Here is a 15,634-nt window from a genome sequence, read left to right on the forward strand (position 1 = left end):
GTATCTGTAAGGGTCTGGCAACAGACCTGTACTCCTCTGTCCTTTGTGTGACGATGTGCAGCCCGCCTTCCCGGCGGGTTCTTTTTTTCTGCATGCGCTGCGGCCCACACCAATGCAGCAGCCAGAATCCCCTCTGCTACAATGCCAGCCACACCACCACCCAGGATATTGCGATGAGCCACCCCCATGCCGACAAGGTGAAAGCCTTTTTGCTGCAGTTGCAAGACCATATCTGCGCTGCGCTGGAGCAGGCCGATGGTCAGGGCCGTTTTGTCGAGGACGCCTGGCAGCGTCCGGCAGGTGGCGGTGGACGCAGCCGGGTGCTGAGCAAGGGCGCGGTATTCGAACAGGCCGGGGTAAATTTTTCCCATGTCAGTGGTGATGCCCTGCCGGCATCGGCCACCGCACACCGCCCGGAACTGGCAGGCCGCCGCTTTGAAGCCATGGGCGTATCGCTGGTGATTCACCCGGAAAACCCGCATGTGCCCACCAGTCATGCCAATGTGCGCTTTTTTATTGCCGAGCAGGATGGGGCCGAGCCGGTATGGTGGTTTGGTGGCGGCTTTGATCTCACTCCCTTCTATCCGGTAGAAGAAGACGTGATTCACTGGCACACGGTGGCACGCGATCTGTGCCAGCCCTTTGGCGACAGTGTGTATGCCGACTACAAAAAATGGTGTGACGAATACTTTTTTATCAAGCACCGCAACGAGGCACGCGGTGTAGGCGGGTTGTTTTTTGACGATCTGAACGCCTGGGGCTTTGAACGCAGCTTTGACTTTCTGCAGGCGGTGGGTCAGGGCTTTGTCAGCGCTTATGTCCCCATCGTGGACAAACGCAAGGCGACCCCGTGGACGGACGCCCAGCGGCAATTCCAGCTATACCGCCGTGGCCGCTATGTGGAATTCAACCTGGTATGGGACCGTGGCACCCTGTTTGGCCTGCAAACTGGTGGCCGCACCGAATCCATCCTGATGTCCATGCCACCGCTGGTGCGCTGGGAATACGGCTACCAGCCGGAACCGGGTAGCGCAGAGGCCGTACTGTACGAGCGCTTTCTGCCTGCCCGCAACTGGGTATAAGCGCCATCATTGCACCCCGGGTGGCTGGCCATGCAAGTCCAGACACACCCGGTTGCGGCCCTCCTGCTTGGCACGATACATGGCATCGTCTGCCCGTTTCAGTACCGCACCGGCATGCCTGTCGCTGGCCAGCACCACTGCACAGCCCATGCTTGCCGTCACCTTGCCCGGCAAGCCCAGCTTGTTCCAGTGCAGCCGCTCCAGCTGCAGACGCAGGCGGACCGCTGCTTTCATGGCATCACGCAAATCGGTGCCAGGCAGAATCAACACAAACTCCTCGCCGCCTAACCTTGCCACCTTGTCCTCACTGCGCAATAGATGGTGCGCCAGCCTTACCAACACCTTCAGCACTTCGTCCCCCATGGCATGGCCAAAGCTGTCGTTTACCTTCTTGAAATGATCCAGATCCACCATCACCAGGGAAAACACCGTGCCATGCTCCCGATACGCCTGATACAGCTGTGCCAGCATGGCCTGGCAAGCACGGTGGTTGAGCGCACCGGTGAGGGCGTCGTGCTCGGACAAACGGCGCAATTCGCGGTTAAGCCTCAAGGTGCGAAGCAGTAGCAGCAGGGCCAGCCACAACAGCAGCGCCGCCACCATGCCAGGCGCACACCCCTTGGCTATCTCTCGAGCCAGCCAGTAATTGGGCAGGTAGTGCACCACCCGCATGCCGGTATTGCCCACGGCAAATACCTGCACATGCGCCCGCGCACCCGCTTTGTACTCGGCAGTGACTGGCAGTTCCAGCAGATTTTCCTGTGGCAGCGCCTGCTCATTGCTGGCTGCCACCACCTGGTTTTGAGCATTCAGCAGATACAGGCTGCCCAGCGGGGCCTCAACATTGCCAAGCAGGCGATTGAGCATGGAAATACTGACATCGATGCACAAGGCTCCACGAAACTGCTGCCCCACCCAGATGGGCTGGCTGATGGTGAGCATCTGCCCCTTGCCAGCCTGGTCGATATACACCGGCGTGATCACCCGTCGGCCCTGCGGATTGACTGTCGGCTGGACCATGCGCCAAAACTGGCCGGCGGCGGTGGCCGGACTGTAGTGATAGCTGGAGGAGGGGGTGAACGGGTAAATGTAGATGAACTGCTGGTTGGAAACGTAATACACCCAGGCCACGCCCTGATCCCCCAGATGGCGATAGGCTGCCGTCAATATCGGGGCCATCCCCAGTATCACGGCAATTTCGTGGCGGTGTAGTGCATCCAGCCTGGTGGCCTGTCCCAGCCCGGTGAGATTGCCCAGTTCCGTGTGGGTGAAGGGTCGCGGCAGCCTGTCGAGTGCATAGAAGGCTTGTCCGGGGGGATTGTGTAGCGCAGCAAACAACTGCTCCGCATTCTGATGCGGCTTGCCCCATTGCAGCTCATTGATCGTTTCGGACTGGATGGTGTCGATGAAACCGAAGATGCGGGAAAAATGCTGGTTAACACCGATGACCGCATGGTGGGCGTATTGGTCGGCCAAGCTGAGCGAACGCGTGTAGGCATACCAGCCATTGGATGCCAGCAGCAGCATGATCACCAGCGCCAGACCAAACCGAAAGGCCGGCTGATGATCCAGAACGACGTCCCCCAACCATATCCTGCGCATCTTGTCCACTCACCAGCAACACCCTTGTCAGCATAAGACCGTACTTTATTTATGTTGACAAGTAATAGTGGGCAAAATTTGCACACCCTGGCAGGCCAATTTTCAACGTCATGCAATAAAAAACGGGCCTGACAGGCCCGTTTTCACAGCAAACAGCAATCAGATGGCCAGTTTGGCAATGGCATCTTTGGCAGCGTAGATGGCAGTAGCACGCTTGTCTTCACCCATATTGACCGCTTCGGCGCGGATGAAGGCGATATCGGTAATGCCCAGGAAACCCAGTACGGTGCGCAGGTAGTCTTCCTGGAAGTCCATCAACTGGCCCTGTTCCGTAGAGTACACACCACCACGGCTGGATACGATCACCACTTTCTTGCCACCGGCCAGGCCTTCCGGGCCATTGGCACCGTACTTGAAGGTACGGCCAGCAGCGGCAACGCGGTCGATCCAGCTTTTCAGCTGGGACGGAATGGAGAAGTTGTACATCGGTGCGCCAATCACCAGCACATCCGTGGCCAGGAATTCTTCAATCAGCGCATTGCTCAGCCCGCTCTCGCTGCGCTGGGTTTCAGTCCAGTCGGCTTCAGCAGTGAAATTGGCACCAATGATTTCACCGGACAGGTGGGCAATCGGCTGGGCAGCCAGATCGCGATAGCTGATTTGAACATCGCTGTGCTTGGCACGCACGGCCTCTACCACGGCAGCAGTCAGCTGACGGGAAACAGAGTTCTGACCGAGGATGCTGGAATCAAGGTGCAACAGTTTCATGGCGGACTTCCTTTATGTGCAGTTGGGTATGGCTGAATAGTAGTTTTTGTTGCTAATCATGACTAGACTGCTAAAAAAAGAAACATTGTTCCACCTATAGGACAATAAGATGCAAGACCTTAACGACCTGCTTTACTTTGCCAAGGTGGTGGAATTTGGTGGTTTCATGGCCGCCAGCCGCATGCTGGGCATTCCCAAGTCGCGCCTGTCGCGACGAGTGGCCGAGCTGGAAGAGCGGCTGGGTGTGCGCTTGCTGCAACGTACCACCCGTCGCCTGGCGCTGACCGAGGTGGGCAGCAGTTATTACCAGCACTGCCAGGCCATGCTGGCAGAGGCGGAAGCCGCTGACGATGCCATCTCGCGCATTACCGCCGAGCCGCGCGGCCTGGTGCGGGTAAGCTGCCCGGAACTGCTGGCCAAGACCCTGCTGGCCCCGGTATTGCCACGCTTCATGCAACGCTATCCACAAGTGCGGGTGGCACTGGAAGCCACCAGCCGACGGGTAGACCTGATAGAAGACAATATTGATGTCGCGCTACGGGTGCGCAACAGCATAGACAACAGCGCCAATCTGGTGGTGCGCCAGCTGGCGGTAAGCCAGGTCATCCTGGTGGCCAGCCCGGCCTTCATGCAACAGCACCCCATGCCGCAGTCACCGGCAGAACTGGCAGGGCTGCCAGCGCTCACCATGAGCCGTCCGGACGGGCGCGGTCAATGGCAGCTACTGGATCAGGCCGGCCACACCTACAGCCTGCAGATTGACAACCCGCGCCTGATGACCGACGACCTGCTGGTACTGCTGGAGGCCGCCATGGCCGGATTGGGCGTGGCCGCCCTGCCGGTGATGGTGTGCGACGAGGCCTTGCAGCAAGGCCGGCTGGTCAGACTGCTACCCGCCTTCGACAGCCCGTGGGGCATATTGCATGCCGCCTTCACCTCCCGGCGCGGCTTGTCGCCAGCCATCCGCGCCTTCATCGACTTTCTGGTGACCGACCTGATTCCGCCTGGCCACCCCTCCTACCTGCCTCCGGGCTAAGCCTGTGCGCTGGCTTGCCGACTGCGCAAATAATGCTGCAACTGGTCAATCGGCACCGGGCGGGAAAAATAATAACCTTGCACCTGGTCACACCCCATCTGCAGCAGCAAGTCGGCAACCTGTCGGCTTTCCACCCCTTCGGCCAGCGTATGCAACTGCAGCTTGTGGGCCATTTCGATGATGGCGCACACGATATTGGCATCATCGGGATCGAAAGCCAGGTTGCGGATAAAAGACTGGTCAATCTTCAGCGTATTGACTGCCAGCCGCTTGAGATAGGCCAGGCTGGAGTAGCCCGTGCCAAAGTCATCAATGGCCAGCCGCACGCCCAATTGGCTAAGCCGGTGCAGGGTGGATAGCACGGCTTCGGTCTGGTGCAGCAAGGTGCTTTCGGTCAGCTCCAGTTCCAGCAGATGCGGTGCCAGTCCACTGCCGGCCAAGGCAGAGGCCACCGCCTGCTCCAGATTGCCGCGCTTGAACTGCACGGCAGACAGATTAACGGCCACCACCACCGGGCTGTCGTAACAGGACTGCCACGACACGGCCTGACGGCAGGCTTCGTGCAGCACCCATTCGCCCAGCGGCACAATCAGGCCGCTGCTCTCTGCCATGGGAATAAACTGTGCTGGCGGAATCAGGGTTTCGCCATCCTGCCAGCGCACCAGCGCCTCCACCCCCAGCACCCGCTCATCGCCCAGCCGCAGCTGTGGCTGATAATGCAGCACAAACTGGCCGCTCTCCAGTGCGGTCAGAAACTGGCTGCGCAGACGCAGCATTTCCTGCGCCTCCACATGCATGGCGCCATCAAACAGCCGACAGGTATTCCGCCCAGCATCCTTGGCGTGATACATGGCGGTATCCGCCTTTTTCATCAGGGTGGTAAAGTCATCGCCATCTACCGGATACAGCGCCACCCCGATGGATGCCGAGGTGGATAGCTGGTGGCTGCGCAGCGTGAATGGTGCCTCCAGCCCATGCAGGATGCGCCCGACCAGTGGCAGCAACACGTCTACACTGGCAATGCCGGGCAACAGCAGCAAAAACTCGTCCCCACCCAGCCGGCAGGCGGTATCGTGTTCACGCAGCAGGGTGCGCAAACGCTGCGCCACCGCTTGCAGCATTTCGTCGCCCACATCGTGGCCTAGCGAGTCGTTGATGGTCTTGAAGCCATCCAGGTCCAGAAACAGCATGGCCAGCATGCCGCCCTGGCGCTGGGCCAGGCTGACCAGCTGGCAAAAATGTTCTTCCGCCAGCATGCGGTTGGGCAGGCCGGTCAGCACATCATGGTGTGCCAGAAAGGCAATCTGCTGCTGCTGACGCTTGCCCTCGCCAATATCCTGGAACAACAGCACCGCGCCAATATCCCGCCCATCCTTCACCAGCGGATAGGCATCGTAACGTACTGCCAGCAGCGTGCCATCCGCCCGCGTGAAAACATCATCCTCAGCGTGGGCACTGTGGCCCTGACGCAAGGCCTGGCGAATGGGGCAGTCTTCCGCAGGCAAAAACTGGCCATCTGGCAGGTGCTGGTGGATCAACGACAGCAAATCCACCTTCAGCACGGCGGGATCTTCCTGATAAGCCAGCAGTCGGCGCGCCGCCGGATTGGAAAAGATGCAGCGCCCGTCATGGTCCATGCCACAAATGCCCTCACCCACCGAATTGATCAGCAGTTGGAAACGGTCTTCGCTGGCTTGCAAATCTGCCGTGGCATCCTGCTGACGCACCTCCGAGCGCTGCAAGCGGTACAGCAGCCAACCCAGCACCAGCAACACCAGCAAACTGACCACCACCGTACCCAGCAAGGTGGCATGCCATTGCGCCAGAAAATCCATGCTGGCAATGCCCGCACCCAAGTAGAAAGGAAACTCCCCCACCCGCTTGAAGGCGTATACCCGGTCCACCTGGTCCATGCTGGAGGAATAGCGCAGCAGGCCGCTTTGCTCACCGCTGGTAACATGCTGGAACATCTGGTTGGTTTGCAGACTCTGGTTGACCGTGCCCACCACGGCCGGCATGCGCAGTACCAGCCGGCCATCATCGCTGCGGCGAAAGGTAAGCACCCCGTGCGGGCCCAGGTCGATGCTGGCAAACAGCTTCTGAAAATAGGCAATGTCCAGCGGCGCCATGGCAATGCCGGCAAATTCGCCCAGCGGATTGCGCATGGGCACGGCCATGTACAACTGGCGGGTGCGATTGAGCCGCCCGATTGTCACTTCGGAAAAAAACAGCGGTATCTGGGGATTCTGGCGCAAGGCAATGTAATAGCTGCGGTCTCGCACCGACGCATTAGGCAAGGCGTGATCGGAGGCATACAGCACATTGCCCTGGGCATCGATCAAGCGCAGTCCGACAATTTCCGGAAAGTGGCTGGCACGCAAGGCCAGATCTCTTTGCATGGCACTGCCGTGTTCATTGCGCACCGCCAATGACATGACAGCTGGCGAGGTAGTCCGTGCCAGTTCTTCCAGCGTGGCCTGGCTGCGGCGCAAGGTGGCTTCCAGCCTGGCTTCCAGCGCTTCCACCACATTACGGGCATTCACCTCGGCCTGACGCTGCTTTTCCTGGTAGGCCACCCCCAGGAGAAAGGCAATCAGGGCCGCCGTGCCCAGAAACAGCAGCAGGAAGAACACAATGAACATGCGTTGCGCGTGCTGCTTCATGAGAGAAATGCTTGTTGGTAAGCGACAGCTATCATGGTAGCAAAGCTGGCCTTTTTGACATAACTTTCTGCAAACCTGATCGAAGCCAGCCAAATGGCACTACGCATTTTCTGCGCATCACTATTGAAAAAGCCATGCCTGCTACGACATAGCCAAGATCATGCAGGGCAGGCCTGGCCGAACATGTCACGACAACGGCGCCTGACCCTGCCCTGCCCCCTTTCATGCCTGCGGGCTGCCAGCCCGATGGCCATTCCGATGCACTCTCACACAAAGGAGTTTCCCGTGAACGCAAGCTGGATCGACATCCCCACCTCAGACGGTCAGCAATTCGGCGGCTATCTGTCACTCCCCCCCACCGGCACCGGGCCGGGTATCGTGCTGGTGCAGGAAATCTGGGGTGTAAACGAACATATCCGGGCCGTGGCAGACCAATACGCCCTGGCGGGCTATGTGGTGCTGGCACCGGACATTTTCTGGCGTCTGCAGCCGCGTGTGGACCTGACTTACGATGAGGCAGGCACCCAGGAGGCATTCGGCTATTACCAGACAGTAGATACCGCCCAGGCAGCCAGCGATGTTGCCGCTGCGGTTGCCCTGCTGCGCAGCCGCCCGGACGTCAGCGGTAAGGTGGCCACCCTGGGTTACTGCCTGGGCGGTCAGTTGGCGTTTCGCGCTGCCGCGCTCAGTCAGGCAGATGCAGCGGTCTGCTTCTATGGTGGCGGCATCGACCAGCACCTGGCACTCGCCGGGCAGATCACCCAGCCCATCCTGTTCCATTACGCTGGCAATGACGACCATATTCCGCAGACTGCCGTCTCCGCTGTGAAAGCGGCCTTTGCCGGCAAGCACAATGCCGTGTTCTGCGATTATCCCGGCGTGGGCCATGGCTTCAATTGCTGGGGCCGCCGCGCAGTGTACAACCAGTCTGCCGCAGCGCTGGCTACCGGTCGCAGCCTGCAGTTTCTGGCCGAGCATCTATAAGCAGTCGCCGCCCTTGCTGGCCATGGCTGCAGCGCCGCTTTAATCCAGCCAGGGATGGGCGGCCAGCCAGCGTCCCAGTTCGTTGTCGTTGGCACACTGCAGCTTGCTGAAGATATTGGCACGGTGGGTTTCCACCGAACGATGGCCGCAGGGCGGCACCAGCACGCGGGCAATTTCCTTGTTGGCCTGCCCCAGCCCAACCAAGCGGGCCACCTCGCGTTCGCGCGGGGTGAGTTCGGCCCATTGCCGCAAAGCCTGGGCGCGGGCACGGGCCAGGGCGATGGCGGCAGGCAGCTTGTCCAGCAGCTGCTGGGTATCCGGCTTTTCCACCCAGTCGAATGCACCACGGCGTACCGCCTCCAGCGCGGTAGGAATATCGCCGTGCGCCGATAAAAACAGTGTCACCAGCGGGCTGTGCGCCGCCAACAACTGCTCAAATACCGACAGGCCACTGATGCCCCCCAGCCGCAAATCCAGAATCACACAACCGGGCTGGCGCAGATTAATGGCGCTGAGGAAGGCCTCGCCGGAGTCAAACGCCTGCACGGCCAGCCCTTGCGATAGCAGCAACAGCAGCAAGGAGCGGCGCAGGGCCTCATCATCGTCGACAACAAACAGGGTAAGCGGCATTTCTTTCATGGGGCGATGGGTAGGGTAAAGGTAAACGCTGCGCCGCCAGCGGGGCGGTTTTCCACGGTAATGCTGCCGCCGTGGGCCTCGACAATGGTACGGCAGATATTCAGCCCCAGTCCCAGGCCATCGGGTTTGGAAGTAAAGAACGGGGCAAAAACCTGCTCCAGCTGTGCAGCGGGAATGCCCGGTCCGTTATCCGCCACGGTCACGCTCACCCCTTGCGCCACCCGCTGGCTAAGCAGCAGGATGCTGCGCTGTCCTGCCGGTAACGGCTGCACGGCATGCAACGCATTGTGAATCAGGTTCACCAATACCTGCTCCAGCAGCACGCTATCCCCGCGCACTGGCGGCAGGCCGTCTTCCAGCTGCAGCTGCAACTGGACATGATGGCGCTGTAGTTCTGGCTTGAGCAGGGCCACCGCATGGGTGATGACCTCCTCCAGCATCAGGTTTTCATATTGTGCGCGTTGCGGGTTGATGAACACCCGCACCCGCTTGACGATTTCGCTGGCCCGCCGCGATTGCGCGATGATGTCGTTCAGCGTCTCCCCCAGCAGTGCATCATTGCCTTGCTCGGCCAGCGCCCGCGCCGCCAGGGCAAAATTGGACAGCGCCATCAGCGGCTGATTCAGCTCGTGTGCCAGTGTGGAGGCCATTTCGCCCACACTGGCCAGCCGCGCGCTGCGTTCCAGCCGCAGTTCCTGATCGCGCTGGCGGGCTTCCGCCTGCTTCTGGGCCGTAATGTCTACCACCGAACTCATCCAGCCGCGATGCACGCCACGCGCATCCACCAGGGCGGCGGTGTAAATCATGGTGATCACATCATGGCCGTCCTTGTGGCGGATACGTGATTCGTAACCATGCGGCACCACCCTGCCCTGCAGCACGTCCTGGCTCACCCTGGCCTGTTTTTCCAGATCATCCGGATGCCAGTATGGATAAGGCGGCAGGCAGCCCAGCAATTCTTCCGCGCTATAACCCACCATGGCGCAAAACGCCGGATTGACGTAGATGATGCGGCCTTGCGGGTCGCGCGCGCGCATGCCCACCAGCAGCGAATCTTCCATGGCCTTGCGAAAGGTATGGGCTTCTTCCAGGTCGCGGGTGCGTTCTTCCACCCGCCGTTCCAGTTCCAGCCGGGCGCTGCGCTGCTCGACAAAGCGTTTTTCCCGCAAGCGCCAGTACAGGCTGGCCAGCAGCAGCAGGGCCAGCAGCAAGGTGCTCAAGGCCAGCGCCAGCTGCCGTGCCTGGGTGACTTCTTTCATGTCGGAGGTAACGGTCAGCGTCCAGTCCAGTTCCGGCAAGGGCGTATCCAGCGCCAGCAAGGAACGATGCTGCCCCTGCACCGTGGTTTGCAGACCATAGGCGGCCGAATCCGGCAAGGGCCTTACCTGCCAGGGCAGCACGGCAAACTGGCTGCGGCTGCCGTATTGACGATGGCGGCTGATCCAGTCGGCATCCGCAGCACTCAGCGTCTGGCGCGCCAGGAACAGCCATTCGGGCTGTGCACTGAGAAACACCACGCCACGGCTATCGCGCAGCGAAACCGGGTCGATGCCGCGTCGCCATGCCGTCTGCAAAGGCTCCAGGCTGATCTTGACCACCGCCACCCCCATGATGCCAGCCGGGCCGCGTACCGGTTCGGCGATGAACAAGCCAGACTGGCCCGTGGTCAGCCCCAGCCCGTAAAACAGGCCACGCTGCCCCTGCAGGGCGGTTTCAAAATACGGGCGCTGGCGGTAGGACTCGCCAACAAAACTGGAGGGCTGATTCCAGTTGCTGGACGACAAGGTGAGGCCGTTGCGGTCCACTAGAAACAAGGCCGCCGCGCCGGTGGTGGCCTGCAAATCGGCAAAGTAATGGTTCACTCGCAGGCGCAATGCACTGTCCTGCGGCGCTTGCAGCAAGGCCAGCACATCAGGGTGGCGCGCTGCGGCGTAGGGCAGGAAATCGTGTTTCTCCACCAGCCCGCGCAAACCCAGTACATGGGCAGCAGCGGCCTGACGCAAGGCAGCGGTGCGGGTGGCCAGTTCGTGGCGCTCCGCCCAGTTGGCACTCAACACGATCAGGCCGATGGCAGCCATGGTCAGCCCCAGCCAGCGCCAATAGCGGGCATGGTGTGTGCTGGAGCTGGAACTGGGGCTGGACATGACATCTCCTTGGCCGGGGAAGCACAGACCATAGCAGCACGGCCGCCGGACGGAAACACTCCTCCGTAGTTTTACGGAGACGATCAGGGCAAAGTTGCGGATGCCGACTACCGCCCTGCTGCGCATAGTAGACGGCGATAAACGGGAAACCCATCCATAACCCGTCACACCAGAGGAGACAGACACCATGTCCAGCGCCACTGCCACTGCGACTACTCACGAACGGATATCCGGCAAGCGCCTGCATGCCATTATTGTCGGCTCGGCCGGCAACTTGGTGGAATGGTTCGACTTTTACTGCTATTCCGCCTTTGCCCTGTACTTTGCCAATGCCTTCTTCCCGGCACAGGACCCCACCGCCCAGCTGATGTCCACTGCCGGCATTTTTGCCCTGGGCTTTTTCATTCGCCCCATCGGCGGCATTTTGTTTGGCCACATTGGCGACCGCATGGGCCGCAAAACCGCGCTGATGGCCTCGGTACTGCTGATGTGCTTTGGCTCCTTGCTGATTGCCTGTGCGCCCACCTATGCCAGCGCCGGCATCCTGTCGCCCTGCATTCTGTTGCTGGCCCGGCTGCTGCAGGGCCTGAGCCTGGGTGGTGAATACGGTGCCAGCGCCACTTATCTGTCGGAAATGGCCGATTCCAAGCACCGTGGTTTCTACAGCAGCTTCCAGTACGTCACCCTGATTGGCGGCCAGCTGCTGGCCCTGATCCTGCTGCTGGTCTTGCAGAAATTCCTACTCAGTGCGGAAGAACTGCGCGCCTGGGGCTGGCGCATTCCGTTTTTTGTAGGAGCGGCCCTGGCGGTGCTGGCCCTGCGCATGCGCCATAATCTGCCGGAAACCCAGTCTTTCGAAGCTGCGCGCAAGAAGTCCAAAGCGATGGGCGGCCTGAAACAGCTGGCCCAGCACCCCAGAGAAGTGCTGCTGGTGGTGGGCTTGACCATGGGCGGCACGCTGGCCTTTTATGTGTACACCACCTATATGCAGAAATTTCTGCGTCTGTCGGTGGGCCTGACCGACATGCAAACCACCGCCGTATCGGCTGCCTCGCTGCTGTTTGCCATGTGCCTGCAGCCCATTTACGGCGCGCTGTCAGACCGCATTGGCCGCAAGCCCTTGCTGATCGGCTTTGCCCTGCTGGGCACCCTGTTCACCGTGCCGCTACTCACCGCCATCCGCCATGCCAGCGGGCCGTGGGAAGCCTTTGGCCTCATCGCCTGCGCCTGGGTCATCGTCTCCGGCTATACCTCCATCAATGCGCTGGTCAAGGCCGAGCTGTTCCCGGCCAGCATCCGCGCCACCGGCGTGGGCGTACCTTATGCCTTTGCGGTATCGGTATTCGGCGGCACTGCGGAATACCTGGCCTTGTGGTTCAAGTCCATCCATCTGGAAAGCGGTTTTTACTGGTACACCACCGGCGTGATTGCCTGCACCTTGCTGGTTTGCTGGTTTATGCGTGACACGGGTCAACGCTCGCTGATTGATGCCGAAGCACAGCGCTGAAACAGAACGCAAATCTGGCATGGAAAAGCCGTTCCCACTGTGGGAACGGCTTTTTATTGTCGGCAAGACGGCATCAGCGGATGGACGCTTCAGCCATCCACCGGTTGCAAGGGGGTTTCCAGCAGCAACTGATAAAAGGCCAGGTCCAGCCAGCGACCAAACTTGAAACCCACCTCAGGCAAGGTACCCACATGGCGGAACCCCAGGCTCTCGTGCAGGGACACACTGCCGCTATTGCTGGCATCAATACCGCCCATCATGGCGTGTACGCCCTGTGCTCTGGCTGCCGCAATCAGGGCCAGCATGATTTGGCGACCCAACCCCTGACCACGGTAGTCCTTGTGCACATACACCGAATGTTCAACCGTGTACTTGTAGGCAGGCCAGGCGCGGAAGCTGCCATAACTGCCAAATGCCAGCAGTTGGCCAGCGGCGTTCTCGATGCCGATGACGGGGTAGCCCCCCTGGTGCTTGGCAGCAAACCAGCCATCCATGCTGTCCGGGCTGCGGGGCTTGTAGTCGTACAGGGCGGTTGAGTTGACGATGGCGTCGTTGAAAATTTCCAGAATGGCACCGGCATGGCGCTCATGGTTACAGGAAACCTGTTGCAGCTGGGTCATGATTATTTCCCGGAGAATGAAGACCTTGCCGTCAAGGCAAGCAGATAACGAGCGGGCTGGCTGCCCGGATTATGAAAAGTGATTTGCTGACCCAGGGTCATGGCCAGACAGTCGCCCGGCTGCAGCAACCACACCTGCCCTTCCTGGGTGATTTCCATTTCCCCTTCCAGCATCCACAGCTGCTGGTGGGTGATGATGCTGCGCATGGCATTGTCAAACACCACACGGCCAGCCGGCGGGAAGCTGACTTCGGCCAGCTCCAGCGGTGAGCCAAAGCCATGCGGTGACAGATGGCGACGCACATAGCCAGAGGCCGGGTCCTGCCACGCCTGCTGCTCCGCAGCGCGTGCCAGGGGCAAGGCAGCACCGGCGGCGGCCTCCTCATCAAACAGCGAGGCCAGATTCACCCCCAGCGCATCGGCCAGCTTGTTCAGCACCGCTGCCGTTGCGCTGGTTTCGGCGCGTTCAATCAGGGAAATCATCGAGCGGCTGACACTGCTGCGCTCAGCCAGCTGTTCCAAAGAAAATCCACGCTGCTTACGCAAGGTACGGATGCGGGTGGCTAATTGGGTATCCAGATTCATATTTCCAATATACAGGAAATATTTTCCCAATATCAAGACAAAAATCCAGCAAGAACCCCGCCGCGCATGGGCCTGATCACGCATGACCGAAGCAAGCGGAACCACAGCAAAGCCATGTCCGCAGAAGCGGAAAACGGGCAGCAGCAAAGAACACCAATCTGCATGATCTTGAAATAGCGATTATCCTATCCACTCACCAAGGAGGAGGTATGCCAGATACTGCTTTGCTGATTGTGGACATCCAGTGTGGCGTTGTGGCGGGCGATCTGCCTGCCGTCCGGCTGGATACTGTGCTGGAAAACCTCAACCTGGCCATCGCCAAGGCACGCCAGCGTGGCATTCCCATCGTGTTTGTACAGCATGAGGAAGCCGGACTGGAGCGGGACAGTGCCGACTGGCAGCTACACCCGGCACTACAGCATGCTGCCGGTGATCACCGCATTTTCAAGCGCTATGGCGACAGCTTTTGCGACACACCGCTGGCCACCCTGCTGGACACGCTGGGCGTCAGTAAGCTGTGGCTGGGTGGCTGCGCAACAGACTTCTGCGTGGACAGCACCCTGCGCAATGCGGTATCGCGCGGCTTTCAGGTCACCGTCATCCGTGATGGCCACACTACCCTCAGCGCCTTTGCATTGAGCGGTGAACAGGTCATCGACCATTTCAATGCGGTGTGGGACGCCACCAATGCCACGCCGCAGCCCTTGCTGGTTCAGCCTACTGCCGCACTATAGCCCGGCAGTCCCACTGCCTTTGGCTGACAACACTGCAAACGGACATTCAAGCCGCCTTGTCCGTGCTGCAGTGCTAGAAGGGCCTGCGGCTTCACCGATGCGTATATGGCCATCAGCATCAATCATCAGGATGGATTTTGTTGCTGGCGGATTAGCCGAAAACAGCTGGGAATACTTGGCGATCACCTTGTCCAGCTCACCCTGGCTGCCCGCAGCGGCATATTCCTGCTGGAATGCCTGGCTGTCATCCAGTACGTTCTTGAATTCGCCCAAGGCGTAAACCGTGCTCAGCTCGCGTCCGATACCCGGGTTATCAGTCAAGGCTTGCTTAAGCTAGGCCGCATAGGGGTAATCGGCAGGAAACTGCGGCTGGCCCTTACTATCGTACTGGATACTGGCAGGTGCAGCCGGAATGCCGTTGGCGGAGAGAAATGCCGGAATTTCTGGTTGATGTCCTGAGCCAGGGCATCGATATTGCGCGGTGATGGCAGCATCAAAGGGGGAAGCTCGCCGTTCCCACCTTGCGGTTTTGGCGAAAAATACGACTCCAGACTCAGTGCCACCTCCCCCTTGCCAGGGTTCATTTTGACAGCTGCATCTGAAGCTGCGCTGGCCTACCCAGCCAGACGCTCACCTGCCCAAGATGAAATGCGGATGAGTTCGGCAATATATTCCGTCCAGGCAGCTGTATGGTCAGTACAGATCCATACGACGAACGGGCTTCACAGCCTGAAAGAAAGTATACCCCAACAGCATATCAGTAACGATGCGCGCAAAGACGGCAGGCACCGCAATTGTGGCGTGAATGAGCATGGCAGTAGCGCAGTAACAGACAAACTCGACAGTCCGCAAGGCTGCGGGAACACGCGGTTTTCTTGATTCGAGACACTCACGGCTTAGAGAGGCAAGGTCAAGCCAATGGCCTGCGTCCACAAGTGCCCGCATAGCGGGGCGATAAAGACAGCGACTACGGCAGCCACGCCGAAAGGCAAGCCACATGCGTTTGGGCTGAAGCACCAAACCTGTTGATAGCGCAATAAGATTCATCAGTCCTAATGTGGGGGAAATGAAGCCTGAACCCACGCCCAGTTCCCACGCGCTCACTTCTCCTTCTCCAATTCGGCCAACAGAGTAGCCGGTAAGCAAGTGATGCAGATCGTGATACTTAAGATAGCGACGACGCGTTTCGATGTTGGGTAACGGTACAAGCATGCATTGAATCGCCCCGGCTTCTCTAGACACTCTTGAGCCGTTGGAAATATTGCTTCTCA

General features: G+C 59.8%; 14 protein-coding genes. 5 read left to right on the forward strand and 9 right to left on the reverse strand.

Going from position 1 to position 15,634, the window contains the following annotated elements:
* The first annotated feature begins 173 nt into the window (after positions 1-173).
* Complete coding sequence (gene hemF / locus ACODR9_RS11835) at positions 174-1,082, forward strand: oxygen-dependent coproporphyrinogen oxidase (protein ID WP_488809479.1); 909 nt, start codon at positions 174-176, stop codon at positions 1,080-1,082.
* Positions 1,083-1,088: 6 nt separating this feature from the next.
* On the opposite strand, the gene ACODR9_RS11840 is transcribed toward hemF, so the two are convergent.
* Entirely contained in the window at positions 1,089-2,669 is a 1,581-nt protein-coding gene (locus ACODR9_RS11840) for a sensor domain-containing diguanylate cyclase (RefSeq protein ID WP_488809480.1), read from the reverse strand.
* 174 nt (positions 2,670-2,843) lie between these two features.
* Positions 2,844-3,452 (reverse strand): FMN-dependent NADH-azoreductase, encoded by a 609-nt coding sequence (locus tag ACODR9_RS11845; protein WP_488809481.1) that lies wholly within the window; start codon positions 3,450-3,452, stop codon positions 2,844-2,846.
* Positions 3,453-3,561: 109 nt separating this feature from the next.
* On the opposite strand from ACODR9_RS11845, the gene ACODR9_RS11850 reads away from it, so the two are divergent.
* Positions 3,562-4,488, forward strand: coding sequence for a LysR substrate-binding domain-containing protein (locus ACODR9_RS11850; RefSeq protein WP_488809482.1), 927 nt, complete (start codon positions 3,562-3,564; stop codon positions 4,486-4,488).
* Here the strand turns inward: ACODR9_RS11850 and ACODR9_RS11855 are convergent.
* The gene (locus tag ACODR9_RS11855; protein WP_488809483.1) at positions 4,485-7,151 is read right to left on the reverse strand and encodes a bifunctional diguanylate cyclase/phosphodiesterase; all 2,667 of its coding nucleotides are present in this window, start codon (positions 7,149-7,151) and stop codon (positions 4,485-4,487) included. The genes ACODR9_RS11850 and ACODR9_RS11855 overlap by 4 nt on opposite strands.
* A gap of 285 nt (positions 7,152-7,436) precedes the next feature.
* Between ACODR9_RS11855 and ACODR9_RS11860 the strand changes: the two genes are divergently transcribed.
* Positions 7,437-8,135 (forward strand): dienelactone hydrolase family protein, encoded by a 699-nt coding sequence (locus ACODR9_RS11860; RefSeq protein WP_488809484.1) that lies wholly within the window; start codon positions 7,437-7,439, stop codon positions 8,133-8,135.
* Positions 8,136-8,174: 39 nt separating this feature from the next.
* On the opposite strand, the gene ACODR9_RS11865 is transcribed toward ACODR9_RS11860, so the two are convergent.
* Together ACODR9_RS11865 and ACODR9_RS11870 are read right to left on the reverse strand one after the other, a co-directional pair.
* Positions 8,175-8,765: a response regulator transcription factor gene (locus tag ACODR9_RS11865; RefSeq protein ID WP_488809485.1), complete on the reverse strand. Its 591-nt coding sequence runs from the start codon at positions 8,763-8,765 to the stop codon at positions 8,175-8,177.
* Between the two features lie 5 nt (positions 8,766-8,770).
* Positions 8,771-10,918: an ATP-binding protein gene (locus tag ACODR9_RS11870; RefSeq protein WP_488809486.1), complete on the reverse strand. Its 2,148-nt coding sequence runs from the start codon at positions 10,916-10,918 to the stop codon at positions 8,771-8,773.
* A gap of 187 nt (positions 10,919-11,105) precedes the next feature.
* Between ACODR9_RS11870 and ACODR9_RS11875 the strand changes: the two genes are divergently transcribed.
* Positions 11,106-12,425, forward strand: coding sequence for an MFS transporter (locus ACODR9_RS11875; RefSeq protein ID WP_488809487.1), 1,320 nt, complete (start codon positions 11,106-11,108; stop codon positions 12,423-12,425).
* Positions 12,426-12,514: 89 nt separating this feature from the next.
* On the opposite strand, the gene ACODR9_RS11880 is transcribed toward ACODR9_RS11875, so the two are convergent.
* Together ACODR9_RS11880 and ACODR9_RS11885 are read right to left on the reverse strand one after the other, a co-directional pair.
* Entirely contained in the window at positions 12,515-13,045 is a 531-nt protein-coding gene (locus ACODR9_RS11880; RefSeq protein ID WP_488809488.1) for a GNAT family N-acetyltransferase, read from the reverse strand.
* A gap of 2 nt (positions 13,046-13,047) precedes the next feature.
* Positions 13,048-13,629: a helix-turn-helix domain-containing protein gene (locus tag ACODR9_RS11885; protein WP_488809489.1), complete on the reverse strand. Its 582-nt coding sequence runs from the start codon at positions 13,627-13,629 to the stop codon at positions 13,048-13,050.
* A gap of 209 nt (positions 13,630-13,838) precedes the next feature.
* On the opposite strand from ACODR9_RS11885, the gene ACODR9_RS11890 reads away from it, so the two are divergent.
* A complete protein-coding gene (locus ACODR9_RS11890) occupies positions 13,839-14,363 on the forward strand; it encodes a cysteine hydrolase family protein (protein ID WP_488809490.1) in 525 nt (174 codons plus the stop codon).
* Here ACODR9_RS11890 and ACODR9_RS11895 read toward each other — a convergent pair.
* Positions 14,358-14,684: a hypothetical protein gene (locus ACODR9_RS11895; protein ID WP_488809491.1), complete on the reverse strand. Its 327-nt coding sequence runs from the start codon at positions 14,682-14,684 to the stop codon at positions 14,358-14,360. The two genes, ACODR9_RS11890 and ACODR9_RS11895, sit on opposite strands and share 6 nt — an antisense overlap.
* A gap of 372 nt (positions 14,685-15,056) precedes the next feature.
* The coding region (locus ACODR9_RS11900) for a hypothetical protein (protein ID WP_488809492.1) at positions 15,057-15,634 on the reverse strand (578 nt) is incomplete at its 5' end.

The sequence above is a fragment of the Aquitalea sp. FG25 genome, from assembly GCF_057809375.1.